The following is a 17373-nucleotide window of genomic DNA, read 5'->3' as shown; positions in this document are numbered from 1 at the left end:
ACTCTTTACTGTTCGGCTTTTGATCTGCAATAGTGGTTTTGCTCAAGTGCAATGACCTCTATTGCTTCCACTTGCAAGAAGACCGCTTATGGCAAACTTGTCAGGAAGGATTAGCGTCAATTCGTTAGCAGTCAAAAATGAGAGGCCGTATACAACGGCTTCTTTTATTCCTCTGCTTTCTCTATATCTTCCAGATACTTCTTCAGATATTCTGCGTGATCTTTACCTTTATCCGTTGTAAAATCAGAACTGGTAATAGTGCCCCATGCTTCAAGTTTACCGGGGGTATATCCGCCACAAACGCCACGATACCAAGCACCTTCATATTCATCAAAGAATTTTACAACGTAGAATTTCTTTCGCTCACCTTTGTAGTCGTGCTCTGTTTTATAAACAATCTTTATCGGATAAGATACATCGTACGAATCGTATTCACCGCTCAGAAAGTCGTTGAATTCTCCCACCGCAAGACTATCCTGGTTAGCATACTTGGCCGGAAAATGTTGCTGTAAACCAAAGTCATTTAATGTCACATAAAAGTTTGTTCTGGTCTGAAGATTTTTTGCCAAGCTCTCCATCACAGCTTCATCCGGTTTTTGTTTTAACCGAAGCAATGTTGTTACTACCTGCGCAGTCAGGTTTGTATCATGTTGTCTGGCAAGTGCCAGAAGCGTTTCTATTACTTTAGGTGTTGGCTGATCGTATCCCGCTATTGCCACAATGTCGTCAAGGTATTTATAAGTTGAGTCTTTCAGATAAGTCTGGCTCTCGCTTTCCAAATCCTGCAGAATTATTTTTCTATAGGCAACCAGTTCGCCAAATGTCAGCGTTTTGTTTTTCAGTAGATGATTGACCAGCATGTATAAACCATTTTTATACTCGGCTGTCGGAAGGAGCTTTATCGTGCTAAGTAAAAATGATTTTTGCTCAGCCGAGTCTATCACATACGGGCTGAAGATTACATTATACTTCCAGCTATCTTCTTGTACGGGTTTGTGTTTAGGTAGAAGTTTAGCCAATAAAGCCAGGCTTTGCCTGTTGTTTATCTTGGACAATACTTTTAAAGCAGCATACTCCTGTGAAGGATTTGCAACAAGCAAAGGGAATATTCTTTCAATAAAAGAAATTGATCGCCCTGATTTCAGGTTAGCCAGAGCATCCAGCATTACCTCCTTACGATTATGTTCAGGTTCACGATCATCTGAATATATTTTCGTGATCAGGCTCTGCAACGTCTCGAGATCACTCTCTTTAAATTCGTAGCCACTAAAAAATTTCTTCGCTTTCTTCCATACCGATGTGTCGGGGCTGACTATATCTTTCAGCAGTAAAGATTTTTTATCGGCCAGCAGATCGCCTGGTGGTTGGCCAACAAAGCGGAAGGAATGAAAGAAGTGATTCGCGGTTTCACCTTGTATATCCTCTGGCGGAAGAAAGGTGAACAAAGTATAGCCGAAGAGACCGCGTACAAATGTAACGATGCGAAACTGGAAGTGATTTTTACCTTGTGTCATGATCACATCTTTTGCGGGGCGCCCATCTATCATTACATCGCGTTCCTGTATAACAGAATCGCCTCTAAGCTTATAAGCATTTACACGCGCATCCAGCACAGCCGTATCGCTCTCAAACTGATCATATATCGAATACTTTTCAATAGCGAGCGAGTAATTATTGCTGCTGTTTATATCCTGACCATAGTATACCAACATGTTGGTGCCTGAAGAATTATCTTCTTCCTGTGTTGGCTCTGTAGGGAAATCTGCTTTAAAGTAATTATCTGTCGATTGATAGTTTGTCCATTCCGGTTTCTTATAAGGAAGAAATTTGAACGACTTCATGAACTTTGTCAGATCGGCCCTTCTTCCTTCAGGAAAGAAACCGGTAACTATATAGGCACGGTTAGTACGGAGAATAACATTGATCTCCATTATACCGTCTTTCATTTTTGTAGAAAGTTTGCGCCCGGGAAATCCTTCAAACGTCATCGGCTGGATGAGTGATGGTTCCTGACCAATGCGTGCCACTGCCTCGCGTGTTACTTCGGTGAGGTATAGCGAATCATCGAGAATATTAAAGCCTACTGGAAATTCATTATAAATCACATAGGCCACCACCGATTCGGCAGTGACCATGTGAATATTTATTTTTATATCGATGCCCTCAGGTGTCTGGCGATTGACGGATGTTACCTGAGGTTCCGCAGGAAAGTCGGCAGAGAAAGCGCCTTTCTCGGAGACAAAAGTTTTCCATGGTTTTTGTGCCCATCCCCACTGACCAATCAGTATGAACAGCGCCAATAAACAGATACGCATGTATTTATAGAGCTGGGTTAGCTTACTTATCAGGAAAGTTGAATCTCTTCGCCTTCCTTGTTGAGGAACTTAAACTCCGTCACAGCCATAGATGAATCCATCACCAAAGTAACCCAACGCTTATATTTGAAATACCACCGCATACGCTGCGAAATCAAACCTTTGGTAAAGTAAGCATGCAGATAGGGATGCAATGCCAGCACCAGGTCTTTCTCGTTCTGTTTCACCAAAAGATGCTCTACATTCTTTTCGATAAGATCAGAAACCAATATAGAAGCTGTAATCTTACCGGTACCATTACAGGTAGGACAAACTTCTTTGGTGGTAATATTCATTTGCGGGCGTACACGCTCGCGTGTGATCTGCATTAATCCGAACTTCGACAGCGGCAGCACAGTAGATTTTGCTTTGTCTTCTGCCATCTCATCTTTCATGGTTTTGTAGATGAGTTTCTTGTTGTCGAGGTTTCTCATGTCGATAAAATCGATCACGATAATTCCTCCCATATCCCGCAGTCGGAGCTGGCGTGCTATTTCTTTGGCAGCCTCCAGGTTAACAGAGAGTGCTGTTGTTTCCTGGTTTTCTTCGCGGTTAGATTTATTACCGCTGTTCACATCGATCACATGAAGGGCTTCGGTGTGCTCGATGATGAGATATCCACCACCTTTTAAACTTACGGTTTGACCAAATGCAGATTTGATCTGCTTCTCGATGCCGTAATGTTCGAAGATCTTGGCTTTACCAGTATATAACTTTACGATCTTCTCTTTGTCTGGCGCAATGCTGTGTACATACGCCTTTACATCTTCGTAAATCTTTTTGTCATCAACGTGTACATTGTCGAACGACTCGTTCAACATGTCGCGGAGCAAGGAAGATGTTTTGCTGATCTCGCCAATTACTTTATCGCGAGGATTGGCTGTAACCAGTCTGGCCATACCTTCTTCCCAGGTGTTAACCATGTTACGAAGGTCGCGGTCAAGCTCAGCTACTTCTCTTCCTTCCGCAACGGTGCGGATAATGACTCCAAAATTTTCAGGTTTAATGGATTGAATGAGCCGGAGTAGGCGTTTCCGCTCATCGCTGCTGGTAATTTTTTTTGATACGCTTACAGCATTGGAGAATGGCACCAATACCAGGTATCGACCAGCTAATGATAACTCGCAGGATAATCGAGGCCCTTTTGTAGAGATTGGCTCTTTAACAACCTGAACGGGTATTAATTGACCCTTGGTAAGCTGCTGGGTTATTTTACCATGCTTATCAATATCAGGTTCTGTGTTGAATTTGTCGAGCTTTCCACCATTGATCTTTTTGGCCCGAACGAGTTTGGTAAACTTCGAGAGTGAACTAAACTGTGGCCCCAGATCGAGGTAGTGCAAAAAGGCGTCTTTATCATAACCAACATCTATAAATGCTGCGTTGAGGCCCTGTACAACTTTTTTTACAGAGCCGAGATAAATGTCTCCTACTGAAAACTTGCTGCCTTCTTCCTCGTTATGGAATTCAACCAGCGTCTTATCTTTAAGAAGGGCTATACGACATCCGTCCTGAGTTGCACTAATTATTAGTTCGTTACTCAAAAGAACAAATAGTTAAGTAAAAAATGATGTGTATAGAAAGGCTGCTTGGTATAAAGCAGTGTAACCGGCGAAACCCGGTTACGGATTATTTCTTCTTATGTCTGTTCTTTCTAAGACGCTTCTTACGCTTGTGCGTTGCCATTTTGTGCTTCTTTCTTTTCTTTCCGCTTGGCATAGTATAAATGCTTTTAAAGTTTTTATCATCGCAACAGGCTGGTGCCCGAAACGATAGACAAGTGGGTTAAACAATTATTTTAAATCCTTCAGATACGAATCTACTGTAGCTTGCACAGACGGATCCTTATCCAGTTGTTTCACTTTTTCGAATTGTTCTTTCGCACGTTTCTTTTCGCCGGTGTTCATCAACGCAATGCCGAGTAGTAGTTGACCTTGCGTATGATTGGGATTTACCTTCACCAATTCTTCCAGCCGCTCGACAGCTTTGTCGTATTGGCCAGATTGAATCGAGAGCATGCCCATGTTGAACAGCGCCAGCTCATTTTTTGGATCATCGGACAGTACCTCTCTCAGCAACATAATACCCTGCATGGGGTTTGGTGAGCTGATATAGGTCATAGCCAGTTTCGTTTTTACATTCAGGTCTTTCGGATTTTCATCCAACACCTTTTTGTAAATCTCCTGCGCCTTGCCGGCAAGTTTTTCCTGCTTGCCCTGGTCTGTCGCGAAAGTGAAAGCCTGATAATAATTATCTGCGGCTTTAATCCATTTTTCCTTCGTGTTAAAGAACTTCGATGCCTCCTCTGCAAACCATGCTGCGCTGTCAAATTTGCCAGCAATCAGGTATAGGTTTGCCAAAGAGTCGGCAAAGATAGCATTTTTTTCTTTATCCGAACCTGTTTTGATCAGAACCCGAAGATGCGTGATGGAAGCAACCACTTCTTTAGGGGCGCTGGCATGTACATCCATATGCTTGGAAACCGAGTCTGCAGGCGTGGTTGTGGCCAATGGGCTATCGTTTTCCACTACGCTTTTCGGAAGCATGAATATTACAGTGATCAGCACTGCGCAGACCACAATCAATATAATTCGTGTCTTTAGCATTCGTTAATTCAGAACAGAAACGTATCGGTCAGTCATTATTAATCGACATCTTCCTCTTCTTCGCGAACTTTCTCAGCACTGTCGGCTAACAATTTTACTTTTTCGCTGTTCTTGATCTTGCTGACGAAAATTTTGGCAGGCTTAAAAGCAGGAACGTAGTGTTCGTCAATAACCAAAGCTGTGTTACGCGAAATGTTACGGGCGATTTTTTTCTTACGCTTTTTGTTTATGAAACTTCCAAAACCACGGATATAAATATTATTACCGTTCGACATTGAATTTTTCACCACGCTAAAAAATGCCTCTACTGATGCTGTTACATCTGCTTTGTCTACTCCGGTCTTTTCCGCGATTTCGTTGATGATATCTGCTTTGGTCACTGTGTTAGTATTTTTAAGTCGAAATTTTTTGGGTTGGCAAATTTATACGCCGGTCTTAGATTTAAAAATGAATATTGAAAAATTCTGATTATCAGGCTGATGGACAAGCGATATTTCTCTGATAAAGTCGTTGAATGGTATGAGCAAAATAAGCGCGATTTGCCCTGGCGCACTACACGCGATCCTTATAGAATATGGTTATCTGAAATTATTCTTCAACAAACGCGTGTTGTGCAGGGTCTTCCTTATTATTTAAGGTTCATTGAAAAATTCCCAACGGTAAGGGCACTGGCTTCTGCCGCCGAACAAGATGTACTGAGGCTGTGGCAAGGGTTGGGCTATTACACGCGTGCACGCAACCTGCATAAATGTGCCCGCGAAGTTGTGACACGCTATAATGGTGTGTTTCCTAACACCTTTGAAGAACTCAAAAAACTTCCAGGCATTGGCGACTATACCGCCGCTGCAATTGCATCCTTTGCTTACCAGGAGAAAGTAGCGGTTGTCGATGGAAATGTTTTTCGCGTGCTTGCGCGCATCTTTGGTGTAGATAAAGAAATAAACAGCCCGGAAGGCAAAAAATATTTTGCAACACTGGCCAATGAGCTTATCTCATCAAAAAATCCTGATCTCCATAACCAGGCGGTAATGGAGTTTGGTGCGTTGTTTTGCACACCAGTAAGTCCATCGTGCGATCAATGTGGCTTCTCTAAAACATGTTTTGCTTCACAGAAGAATCTACAGGCATCGCTTCCGGTAAAGGCTAAGGCTAAAGCAGCAAGGCCCCGTTATTTCTATTACTTCGTTTTTCGAAAAGGAAAATCGCTGCTTATGAAAAAGCGTGATGAAAAAGACATCTGGCATGGCCTTTATGATTTTTATCTGGTGGAGAAAACTAAATCTACCGATGCTATCAAGATTATGAAGGAAAATGCTTGGTTAAAAGATTTTGTGAAAGAGGCACGGGTAAGTTCCAAAAAATATAAACACGTTCTCAGTCACCAGATCATTCATGCCACTTTTATATCGATTGAGCATGATAAACAAGCTTCTAAAGCTTTGAAATTCTATACACCCAAACAGATTGCTGCGCTTCCCAAGCCTGTGCTGATCACGCGTTTTCTTGAAGATGAGGAGTATTGATGGCGTACTATTTTATGTTTGTTTAGAAGTCATTAAGTGGTAAATTAAATTTCAGATTTTAATCTTTCACCGGCTTTGCATTTTTAGCTTTGCAGATTGCGCGTGAATTTATGCGAGCCATTTTTGAAGATTGTCTTCATCGACTTCAGTAATTCTTAAGAGAGTAAAAAATTAAATAACAATAATATGTCAGGTGTAAACAAAGTAATTCTCGTAGGCCGTTTGGGCAAAGATCCGGAAGTAAGAAATCTTGATAATGGCGCAGTGGTTGCAAACTTCAGCATTGCTACATCCGAAAGTTATAAAGACCGCACTACAGGTGAGAAGAAAGAAATAACAGAGTGGCACAACATTGTGCTGTGGAGAGGCCTTGCAGAGATTGCACAGAAATATCTTCGCAAAGGCGATATGGTTTTTATTGAAGGAAAACTTCGCACACGTTCATGGGAGAAGGATGGTGTTACCCGTTATACAACAGAAATAGTTGGCGACAACATGACGATGCTTACCCCTAAAACAGGCGGAAGCGGCGGTGGTGAATATTCTTCGGCACCAGAGCGAAGCACATCCGAAAGCATGCGCACCAGCGCTCCTGTTGATAACAGTACAGATGATCTTCCTTTCTAAGAATTTTTAAATCTGAAGCATTCGGGTAATGATTGAGAGGCAGGCAGCACAAGATGTAAACAGGATTGATACATCGACAGAGTCATATAATTTCAAGAGAAATAAAAAACGCTCACGTATAAATAAGACGCATGTAGCATATATACTTATGCTGGCAGGTTTCTTTCTTATAGCATCATGCACACGCGATTATTTGCCAAAGCCATTAGGCTATAACCGTCTCGAATTGCCACCACCTGTCTATCAGCCATTACCCGATTCGCTTCCTTATTCGTTCGAGTATTCAAAATATGCTTCATTGCTACCCGATACATCGAACATTCGTGAACGCTATTGGATAGAAGTATATTATCCGACATTAAAAGCGAATGTTCACGTTACGTACAAGCGCATCAATCACAACGACAAGTTGTTGAAAGAATTTCTGGATGATGCCTATACGCTAACAGCCAAACACCAGATCAAAGCCTACGCTATCAATGAGGCTATTACAAAAACACCCAGCGGAAAAACGGCTGTGATTGCAGAGCTTGAAGGAGAGGTACCAAGCCAGTTTCAGTTTACGGTAACAGATTCGTCCAAAAATTTTCTGCGCGGCGCGCTCTACTTCAACACCCACGTAGCGAACGACTCTCTGGCTCCCGCCATTGAGTATATGAAAAAGGATATTATGCACATGATCAACACGCTTGAATGGAAGGATAAGTAAATATTAAACTACGCGAACCACATGAAGCTTCCGTTCACATTTCTGTTTATGCTTTTCTGCTCGATTGCGTTCAGCCAATCCATTAACCTGTTTAATGGAAAAGATCTTACTGGCTGGCAGGTATATGGCACTGAGAAATGGTATGTAGAGAAAGGTGAATTGATCTGCGAAAGCGGACCCGATAAGCAATATGGATATCTGGCCACGAATAACACCTATAAAAATTTTGAGTTAACGGTTGAGTTCAAACAGGAGTCGAACGGCAACAGCGGAGTTTTTTTTCATTGTTCGATTGAAGGAACCAAGATCAGCGGCTGGCAAGCCGAGGTTGCACCCATAGGGAAACACACCGGTGGTATATATGAATCGTATGGACGCGGCTGGTTGATGCAGCCGGGTGCAGAAAAAGAAAACTATTTAAAAGAAGGAGAATGGAACCGGATGATCGTTCGGGTAGAAGATAATCTGGTAACAACATTTCTCAACGGTCATCCTATGATAACGCTGACTGATGAGAAAATAGGAGCCAGCACTGGAAAAATAGCACTCCAGATCCACGATGGCGGTGGTGTGAAAGTTCGCTGGCGGGTAATACAGCTAAAACAACTCTAGCAGAAAACCACTCAATGTGTTTTCTTTTCCTGCAGGCTTCTTGAATAGCTCAATATGTTGAGTATTGTTGACGCTGCAGGCTGAAGTTGCGCACCCTCTAAGGTTCGAAACGTTTCAGATAGCTCATTGAAGAGTGCTCTTAGTTCGCCATCGCAAGCCAAGGCTTTATCAATCGCCTTGCTCTCCGTCTCCGTAGTCTCGTGGTATAAATACCTGATCAAGTCCGTTTGCGTAAAAGTTTTTATCATAGGCTCTGTATTTGATCATCTTCTTACGCAGGTTTATCAGCGCATATCGCATTCTTCCCAGAGCAGTGTTTATACTTACTCCGGTGCGATCGGCGATCTCCTGAAAGCTCATTTGCAGATAATGCCTCATAATCAGCACTTGCTTTTGCTCGGCGGGTAATTCTTTAATATAGTCGCGCAGCTTTGAGCGCGTATCGCGAAATACCTGTTTGTCTTCCATAGACTCTTCTGCAAACTCCAATGAGTTAAAAACGCGGCTGCCGTCTTCCAGTACGATCTCCGGATAGCGTTTATCTTTCCGGAAATGATCAATGGCCAGGTTGTGGGCAATCCTGCTTATCCATGGAAGGAATTTTCCCTCTTCGTTATACCGTCCTCCACGGATGGTATTTATGGCTTTCACGAAAGTTTCCTGTAGTAAGTCTTCAGCTGTATACCTATCTTTTACGATCAGGTAAATAGCTGTATAAAGTTTGGACTTGTGTCGGTGCAGGAGCGTTTCGAAAGCTTCTTCGTTACCGGTTTGATAGAGCGACACGAGTTGGCTGTCGCTGAATCTGCTGTCAATCATTCTGTCTCACATTTAGGTAACGTAGAGGTCTCGCTCGATATTGTAATGGGGTTTGTGTTAGAATTGGTTTGAAAAGATAGAAAGATTCTGAATCAGCGCAAAAAATTTTTAAAAAATTCTTGCCTCTCATATAAATTCTTTAGCTATTTGCCCGCAGAAATTGTGTCACAATTCGCAGTATGGCCCCAAGCAAGAAAAAAGTTATCAAGAGCCTCGAAAATCTTTCCGAAGATTTAAAAGAGTTGGTGCAGGATCAATATCCCAATGGATATGAGAGCAGCATTACGCGCATCACCAATGCTAAAAAAGAACCGATCTTTGTTTTCCCACTTGAAACAGAAGATGCAACATACCTGGTAAAGGTACCTGTTACTAAAAACAGTGAAGGTGAATACGATCTTGACTCAACACCGAACAAGGACGAGTTTGATGCAGACGCTGGCGGTGGTGGAGATGATTTTGAGTCATCTGATGACTATGGTTCCGGTGGTGGCAACGATGATGATGATTATGATGAGGGTGGTAAAGGTGGCCGTGAAGCCAGTTATGATCCTGACTTCGATAGCTAGTCTAAATCTTTAGCACGATAAAATTTTACGATAGGAAAGGAACACCATCTGCCCGGATGGTGTTTTTCTTTTTTCAATTCGGAAAGCCGTTGCTTCTGAATTTTTTAACGAGGAAAGATTGTTTACTTTGAATTACTAAAAAAGGAGAACCCCGTGAGCCAGGCACTATCAGCAAACGATACATTTCTTGACGAACTCAATCCCAAAGAATACATCATCATCAAGCGGGCCAGAGTTAACAACCTCAAAAATCTGAGTGTTGCTATTCCGCGTAACAAGCTGGTGGTTATTACCGGTCTCTCCGGCTCGGGCAAATCTTCGCTTGCCTTCGATACTTTGTTTGCTGAAGGGCAGCGCATGTACGTTGAAAGTCTGAGCTCGTATGCCCGACAGTTTTTGGGACGTATGGAGAAGCCCGAAGTAGACTACATCAAGGGTGTATCGCCGGCCATTGCCATCGAACAAAAAGTAAATACGCGTAATCCCCGCTCTACCGTAGGCACAACGACAGAGGTATACGACTATCTGAAATTACTCTTTGCCCGCGTTGGTAAAACATACTCTCCCATTAGCGGGAAGGAAGTAAGAAGAGATACTGTTACCACGGTGGTTGATAGCATAAACAAACTTCCTTCAGGAACACGTGTAATGATTGCGTGCCCGCTGCACATTAAGAAAGGGAGAAAACTTGTAGATGAACTCAATCTTCTGCTAAGCAAAGGTTTTGCGCGGATACTCGTTAACGGCGAAGTAAAATTTATAGAAGAACTCATCGGTACCGAAGCGGAAGGAGCCAAAAAGAAAAAGGCCGTAAAGATTGAAGGTGAGATTGAGATACTGATCGATCGTGCCAGTGTAAATCCGGAGGATGAAGACACTACGTTCAGAATTTCTGATTCTGTGCAGACAGCTTTCTTTGAAGGTGAAGGCGACTGTATCGTATACGCAGAAGGTCAAAAGAAATTACAATTCACTGACCGCTTCGAACTCGATGGCATGAAGTTTACTGAGCCATCGATCAATTTTTTCAGCTTCAACAATCCATATGGCGCATGTCAGACCTGCGAAGGCTTTGGTAAAATTCTGGGTATAGATGAAGACCTCGTGATTCCAGATAAATCTCTTTCGGTATACGAGGGTGCCATTGCTCCGTGGCGAAGCGAAACGATGGGCGAATGGCAGAAGCCTCTGCTGAAGAACGGTATTAAATTCGATTTCCCGATTCATCGTCCCTATAACGAACTTACTAAAAAGCAACAGGAGCTGTTATGGGAAGGCAATGAATACTTCGATGGTATAAATGGTTTCTTTAAATATCTTGAATCAAAAACCCATAAGATTCAATATCGTGTAATGCTGTCGCGCTACCGTGGAAGAACAAACTGCCCGGATTGCAAAGGCACGCGACTTCGCAAGGATGCACAGTATGTAAAAATTTCCGATACATCCATAACCGACATTGTGTTGCTACCAATCGAAGATGCATTGAGCTTCTTTGAAAAATTGAAGTTACCAACGCACGATCAAAAGATATCGGAACGAATATTAACCGAAATCCGCTCGCGCCTGGAGTATCTTACGAAAGTAGGATTAGGCTATCTTACCCTGAACCGCATTACCTCTACATTATCCGGTGGCGAATATCAGCGCATTAAACTGGCCACATCACTGGGTAGTGCACTGGTGGGTTCCATGTATATATTGGATGAACCCAGTATAGGCTTGCATCCCAAAGACACCGACCGCATGGTAAGTGTTTTGAAAACACTGCGCGACCTGGGCAACACCGTAATTGTGGTAGAGCATGAAGAAGAGATTATGCGTGCTGCCGATCAGATTATTGATATAGGACCTGACGCAGGCAGTCATGGTGGCGAGCTTGTATTTCAGGGAACGTTAAAAGATGTAAACGGAAAAGTAAAATCGCATACTACCGATTATCTGAGCGGCCGCGAAGAGATTGCGATACCATTGGTAAGAAGAAAGTGGAAAGATTCGGTTACCGTATTTGGTGCTCGTGAGAATAACCTGAAGAACCTTACGGTAAAGTTTCCATTGGGTGTGCTTACTGTTGTTACGGGAGTAAGCGGTTCCGGTAAATCCACACTGATCAAGAAAATAGTATATCCTGCTATCGGGCGGTTGAATGGATCGGTTGCAGAGTCGCCAGGTAAATATGATAAGCTCGAAGGCGATTTTCAGAAGATCACGCAAGTGGAGTTTGTCGATCAAAATCCGATTGGTAAATCTTCGCGATCAAACCCCATCAGTTATGTAAAAGCATACGATGCTATTCGCAATTTGTATGCAGATCAGCCTCTTGCCAAACAGCGCGGTTATAAACCATCGCATTTCTCTTTCAATGTGGAAGGCGGCCGCTGTGAAACATGCGAAGGTGAAGGTGAAATTCGTGTAGAGATGCAATTTATGGCTGATATCTTTTTGAAGTGCGAGAGCTGCCATGGCAAACGATTCAAACAAGAGATCCTGGAGATTGAATATAACGGCAAAAACATAGCCGATATACTTGACATGACTGTTGAGGACGGCCTCGAATTTTTCCGCGATAAGAAAGCGGTCTATGATAAGATACTTCCTTTGAGTGAAGTGGGCCTTGGGTATGTTAAACTTGGTCAATCATCCAACTCGTTAAGTGGTGGAGAAGCACAGCGTGTAAAGCTTGCTTCGTTTCTTGGTAAAAATTCGCAGGAAGGTCACATACTCTTTATCTTCGATGAGCCTACTACGGGTCTTCACTTCCACGATATATCTAAACTGCTGAAGGCAATCAATGCTCTGGTTGATCAGGGGCATAGCGTGATGGTGATTGAACACAACCTTGAAATCATTAAATGTGCTGACTGGATTGTTGATCTTGGGCCCGAGGGCGGAGAGAAAAAAGGTGGCACTCTTATGTTTGAAGGTACACCGGAAGAGATGGTAAAAAAAGGCAAAGGATATACGGCTGAGTTTCTGAGAAAGAAACTGACTCAATAGGGCGGTGGTATATTGACTGTTAATTTCTTATAGTAAACGGTTGGCACTTACAGCGTGCTACACCGTCATTCCGAACAGGCCGGTATAAAAGCCGATCACAATCGCCACAACGATTCCCAGTACGAGTAAAATTTTACGCTTTGTTAACATTACTTCCAGGGTCATGCTCTATTTGACACAAAAGGTATGGCGAAAGTTGTATGCTTTAAAAATTAATTTGACCATCCGGAACATTCATTGAGTGAATTGTCATAAATCATGGATGAGCCGGTAAAGTAATTATCGTGTTAAACCGGGTGCAATGCGATTATCCCTCCTTATAAATCCAGAAGTTTATACCGATTCCGGCTGCTTTCTTGCTATTTTACGAAGTTATCGCCTTACTAAGTCAAGGCACTTTGTTGGGAAAAGCTACTTTTACATCATAATAAACTGGCTGTTTTCGAGACTTATTACTTTTTTATATCACTCTCCCTTTGAAAGTATACTTATTTAACTTTTTTTCAGGCTGAGAAACCTACGCACCCTGAAGAAGGTTGAAATCTTTACAGAAGAAGGGAATGAGTTATATCACCGCCATTGGCACGGCAAATCCTCCGCATCGCTTTAGTCAATCGACCATTGCCAGGTTTATGGAAAAGTCCATGAACCTCAATGCTGCCGATAGCCGAAAGCTTCATACTATATTTAGAGCAAGTGGTATCGACTATCGCCACACGGTATTGGACGACTATGGAAAGGAGGATTCGTTCTCATTTTACCCCAATACACCGAATCTCGAACCGTTTCCTTCTACTGAAAAAAGACTGCTTGCATTTCGCGAGCATGCATTGGGTATAAGTCTAGCAGCCGTGCGAAATTTACAGGGCTCTGTTCCCTCTTCTGCTTTCCGAACTGAAGAAATTACGCACCTGATTGTGGTGTGCTGCACTGGTATGTATGCACCTGGCCTTGACATAGAGCTTGTGCAGGAACTGGCATTACCCTCTACTATACAACGCACCAGTATAACTTTTATGGGTTGCTATGCGGCCTTTAATGGCTTGAAGGTAGCCGATGCTTTTTGCAAGGCAGATCAAAAAGCCAAAGTACTTATTGTTTGTACAGAGCTTTGCAGCCTCCACTTTCAACGGCAGCCAACGGATGACAATCTGCTGGCCAATGCACTTTTTGCCGATGGCTCTGCAGCGCTTTTGGTAGAAGCTGCTCCCGCCAGAAAGAGCTTAAGGATAGAGGCCTTTCACAGTGACCTGGCCCCCGAAGGAAAACACGATATGGCCTGGAGTATAGGCGATCTTGGCTTTGAAATGAAGCTCTCCACCTATGTGCCTGATATCATTCGAGGCGGTATACGTGACCTGACCAATTTATTGCTCGCACGTGCCAAGAACAATAGTAAAGGTATACGTCACTTTGCTATACATCCCGGGGGTAAAAAGATACTTGAAGCTATTCAGCAGGAGCTTGGCATAACCGAAGAGCAGAATAGACATGCTTATACTGTGCTGAAGAACTTCGGCAATATGTCTTCTCCTACAGTATTGTTTGTGTTGAATGAAGTTTTCAAAAATGCCTCCGGTACCGACAATGATGAACAAGTGCTGAGCTTTGCATTTGGACCTGGTCTTACGCTGGAAAGCATGCTGCTCAAATTTGAGATATACGATGCCTGATTTCTCACAGCGCTCAAGCGACCTGGAAATTATGGACGACCTCAACTGCTCGGGTGAGGTGGTTGATCAAACGCTGCGTGAGTTGGAATTCATTAACACATGGCTCGGAGGTAATCAGGTAACTATTGATGCACTGCAAAAACTTATCGGAAAAAACGGCACAGCAAAACCTATACACATTGCCGATCTTGGTTGCGGTGGTGGTGATATGCTGCGGCTCATTTACCATTGGGCTTTACGAAATGGTATACCGGTGGTGCTAACGGGTATAGATGCTAACCCGGGCATTATAGCGTTTGCTAAAACCAATTTGAAGGAATTGCCCCAGATACAGCTACAGGCAATTGATATCTTCTCCGAAGAGTTTCGCGCTATGAAATTTGATGTGGTCATCGGTACATTGTTCTATCATCATTTCAGTGATGATCAGCTCTCCGTTTTTTTCAGACAATTGTCGCAGCAGGTAACAACGGGTTTTATCATCAATGACATACATCGGCACCCACTGGCATTTTATTCTATTCGGTTGTTGACCCGGTTATTCTCAAAATCTTCCATGGTGAAATACGATGCCCCTCTTTCTGTACTTCGCGCCTTTACAAAGAAAGAGCTGACAACAACGTTAAATAAAGCATCGGTACAAAAGTTCTCCATTCAATGGAAGTGGGCTTTTCGCTGGCAGGTAATTGCCAGATCTGCTAATCAATAGTTGATATCTTTTCAACCCATGATGTATATACTCAAACTATATATACTCTTGTGGAGACATAAAAAAAGGATCAGAAAATTCCTGATCCTCTATTTGTTATTTATAATGCTTTAGGCGGAGTATCTCGTCTTTCTTTAGGAAGCGCCACTCACCACGGCTGAGGTCTTTTTTATCAAGCCCTGCATATACCGAGCGGTCGAGCTTTACTACCTGGTATTCGAGCGATTCGAATATTCTTCTTACCACGCGGTTCCATCCTATATGCAATTCCACGCCTACGGTTCTGCCATCCTCCGAAATGATAGCGAGATCATCTACCATCGCTTTACCTTCTTCCAACTGTATACCTTCTGATATCTTCTGGAAGTCTGCTTTGGTTAGCGGGCGATCCAGTTCCACCTTGTATATTTTCTTAACGTTATACGAAGGGTGCATCAGTTTATCGGCAAGATCGCCGTCATTGGTAAGCAGTAACAATCCGGTTGTGTTGCGGTCTAATCGACCTACAGGATATATACGTTCTTTGATGTGATTGCCTAACAGATGCATTACTGTATTACGCTCTTGCGGATCTGCTGTAGTAGTGAGATAACCTTTCGGCTTATTGAGCAGAACATATACAGGCTTTTCTGCTCTTAGTACTTTGCTTTCGTAGCGAACTTCATCGCCCGGATTTACTTTATATCCCAACTCTGTTATAGTGGTTCCATTTACCGAGATAAGTCCCATAGTAATGAGTTCATCGGCTTCGCGTCTGGAGCAAACACCACTGTTGGCTATGTAACGGTTAAGGCGAATTTTTTCTGTTTGTGCCGGGGCATCATCGTACGACTGCGCGGCATCCTTGCTGCGGCGCCCACCTGTAGTTCTTCGTCTGCTAGCAAATCCTCGTGAAGAATCTTCCTCCGAAGATCTTTTCTTGAACGGTCTGTCGCTTGATGACTCACGCGATGATTCTCCTGAATCGTCACGCCGTTTTGAACGGAACGGCTTGTCAAAATCCTTACTGTCCGAGCGCTTGAATGATCTCTCACTGGGTTTATCAAATGACTTGCGGGAAGATTCTCCGGAGTCGTCACTGCGCTTGGAACGAAATGACTTATCCTGCTCTTTATTTCCCGCACGCTTAAATGATCTGTCGCCTGAGCTATTAAATGACTTGCGAGGCGACTCCCCTGATTCATTTCCACGCTTTGAGCGGAATGGTTTATCAAAATCTTTACCGCCTGTACGTTTGAATGGCTTGGCAGCACGCTCACCTCTAGTCTCGGATGAATCTTCTTTTTTACCGGTAAAGTATTTTTTACCTGGCTTTGAAAATGCCGATGAGCGTCTGGGAGCAAACTCCTCTCCTGATTTTTTGCTGAATGATTTTCCAGGGGTATCTCTTCTTGCTGGTTTACCTGGTCCTTTCGCAGACGCATCGCGGCCACCTTTTGATGTTCTGCCGCCTGGCCGTGCTGCATTATTACTACTGCGACCTTGCGATCTTCCTGAACGATTATTGCTCTTGTTGTGGCTGGGCATCTGTTTCTTTTAGGTCTGTATTCTCTCCGATTGTACTTACATCGCCTGTAAACTCTTTAGGCACTGGCAGCTCTGCCAAGTCATTGATACCAAAGTACTCCATGAACTTTGGTGTTGTGCCGTATAACATTGGGCGGCCGATGCTGTCCGCTTTACCGGTAATTTCTATAAGGCTTTTGTCCAGCAGTTTTTGAACAGCATAGTCGCAGTTTACACCGCGTATATTTTCAATCTCTGTTTTAGAGATAGGCTGCTTGTACGCAATGATGGAAAGTGTTTCCATGGCAGAAGTTGACAATCGTTTTTTAGATTGTTGCTTCAGCATGATACCAATGCTTGCCTGATAAGCAGGCTTGGTGAGAAACTGGTATCCGCCTCCTGCTTTGTACAGCTGGAATGAGTACTCATCGGCTATATATTTTTCTTCAAGTCGTTGTATAGCCCCGGCAATGTCTTCGTCCGGAACGTCTGCGTTGAACATTTCGGAAAGACAGGTTTTTATATCAACCACTTTGATTGGGCCTGGCGAACAAAAGATCAGCGCCTCAATATGATTTTGTAAGAAGTCCACGGTGTTCTGTGTTAGTGACTAAAGATAACTCTATTTTAAAATCTTTGGAGACAAAAATCCCCTCTGTTTGAGAGGGG

General features: G+C 43.2%; 15 protein-coding genes. 8 read left to right on the top strand and 7 right to left on the bottom strand.

The annotated features are described in order from the left end of the window. Positions 1–164: 164 nt before the first annotated feature. The 4 genes from V7Q33_RS00860 to V7Q33_RS00845 form a co-directional block, all read right to left on the bottom strand. Positions 165–2315, bottom strand: a complete 2151-nt coding sequence (locus V7Q33_RS00860; RefSeq protein WP_333818605.1) for a hypothetical protein — start codon at positions 2313–2315, stop codon at positions 165–167. A 29-nt stretch (positions 2316–2344) separates the two neighbouring features. Then, on the bottom strand, positions 2345–3898 hold the full coding sequence (locus V7Q33_RS00855; protein ID WP_331978993.1) for an Rne/Rng family ribonuclease: 1554 nt from the start codon (positions 3896–3898) through the stop codon (positions 2345–2347). 249 nt (positions 3899–4147) lie between these two features. Continuing rightward, positions 4148–4960, bottom strand: coding sequence for a tetratricopeptide repeat protein (locus V7Q33_RS00850; RefSeq protein WP_333818604.1), 813 nt, complete (start codon positions 4958–4960; stop codon positions 4148–4150). A gap of 38 nt (positions 4961–4998) precedes the next feature. Next, a complete protein-coding gene (locus V7Q33_RS00845) occupies positions 4999–5382 on the bottom strand; it encodes an HU family DNA-binding protein (protein ID WP_331979057.1) in 384 nt (127 codons plus the stop codon). A 57-nt stretch (positions 5383–5439) separates the two neighbouring features. Here V7Q33_RS00845 and mutY point away from each other — a divergent pair, with 57 nt between their 5' ends. The 4 genes from mutY (at position 5440) to V7Q33_RS00825 (ending at position 8431) form a co-directional block, all read left to right on the top strand. Further along, positions 5440–6483 (top strand): A/G-specific adenine glycosylase, encoded by a 1044-nt coding sequence (mutY, locus tag V7Q33_RS00840; RefSeq protein WP_333818603.1) that lies wholly within the window; start codon positions 5440–5442, stop codon positions 6481–6483. Between the two features lie 186 nt (positions 6484–6669). Continuing rightward, positions 6670–7110 (top strand): single-stranded DNA-binding protein, encoded by a 441-nt coding sequence (ssb, locus tag V7Q33_RS00835; RefSeq protein WP_331978987.1) that lies wholly within the window; start codon positions 6670–6672, stop codon positions 7108–7110. 148 nt (positions 7111–7258) lie between these two features. After that, complete coding sequence (gene gldD, locus V7Q33_RS00830; RefSeq protein ID WP_442945878.1) at positions 7259–7819, top strand: gliding motility lipoprotein GldD; 561 nt, start codon at positions 7259–7261, stop codon at positions 7817–7819. Positions 7820–7840: 21 nt separating this feature from the next. Further along, the gene (locus V7Q33_RS00825; protein ID WP_333818602.1) at positions 7841–8431 is read left to right on the top strand and encodes a 3-keto-disaccharide hydrolase; all 591 of its coding nucleotides are present in this window, start codon (positions 7841–7843) and stop codon (positions 8429–8431) included. 168 nt (positions 8432–8599) lie between these two features. Here V7Q33_RS00825 and V7Q33_RS00820 read toward each other — a convergent pair whose 3' ends face one another. Further along, positions 8600–9250 carry an RNA polymerase sigma factor gene (locus tag V7Q33_RS00820; protein WP_331978981.1) on the bottom strand — a complete coding sequence of 217 codons (651 nt, stop codon included), beginning with the start codon at positions 9248–9250 and terminating at the stop codon, positions 8600–8602. Between the two features lie 179 nt (positions 9251–9429). Here V7Q33_RS00820 and V7Q33_RS00815 point away from each other — a divergent pair, with 179 nt between their 5' ends. The 4 genes from V7Q33_RS00815 to V7Q33_RS00800 all read left to right on the top strand — a co-directional run bounded on the left by V7Q33_RS00815 (position 9430) and on the right by V7Q33_RS00800 (position 15198). Further along, positions 9430–9819: a hypothetical protein gene (locus V7Q33_RS00815; RefSeq protein ID WP_331978979.1), complete on the top strand. Its 390-nt coding sequence runs from the start codon at positions 9430–9432 to the stop codon at positions 9817–9819. 153 nt (positions 9820–9972) lie between these two features. Then, positions 9973–12816: an excinuclease ABC subunit UvrA gene (gene uvrA, locus V7Q33_RS00810; RefSeq protein WP_333818601.1), complete on the top strand. Its 2844-nt coding sequence runs from the start codon at positions 9973–9975 to the stop codon at positions 12814–12816. 536 nt (positions 12817–13352) lie between these two features. Beyond that, a complete protein-coding gene (locus V7Q33_RS00805) occupies positions 13353–14489 on the top strand; it encodes a type III polyketide synthase (RefSeq protein WP_333818600.1) in 1137 nt (378 codons plus the stop codon). Beyond that, a complete protein-coding gene (locus V7Q33_RS00800; protein ID WP_331978974.1) occupies positions 14482–15198 on the top strand; it encodes a methyltransferase domain-containing protein in 717 nt (238 codons plus the stop codon). The genes V7Q33_RS00805 and V7Q33_RS00800 overlap by 8 nt, the downstream gene beginning before the upstream one ends. A 96-nt stretch (positions 15199–15294) precedes the next feature. Here the strand turns inward: V7Q33_RS00800 and V7Q33_RS00795 are convergent, their stop codons facing one another. Beyond that, positions 15295–16725, bottom strand: coding sequence for a pseudouridine synthase (locus V7Q33_RS00795; protein WP_333818599.1), 1431 nt, complete (start codon positions 16723–16725; stop codon positions 15295–15297). Continuing rightward, the gene (scpB, locus tag V7Q33_RS00790) at positions 16700–17296 is read right to left on the bottom strand and encodes an SMC-Scp complex subunit ScpB (protein WP_331978970.1); all 597 of its coding nucleotides are present in this window, start codon (positions 17294–17296) and stop codon (positions 16700–16702) included. The genes V7Q33_RS00795 and scpB overlap by 26 nt, the downstream gene beginning before the upstream one ends. Positions 17297–17373 lie beyond the last annotated feature (77 nt).

It is taken from the genome of Ohtaekwangia sp. (genome assembly GCF_036786105.1).
In the GTDB taxonomy this organism is placed as follows: domain Bacteria; phylum Bacteroidota; class Bacteroidia; order Cytophagales; family Cyclobacteriaceae; genus Ohtaekwangia.
This window is presented reverse-complemented; position numbering and strand designations above follow the sequence as displayed.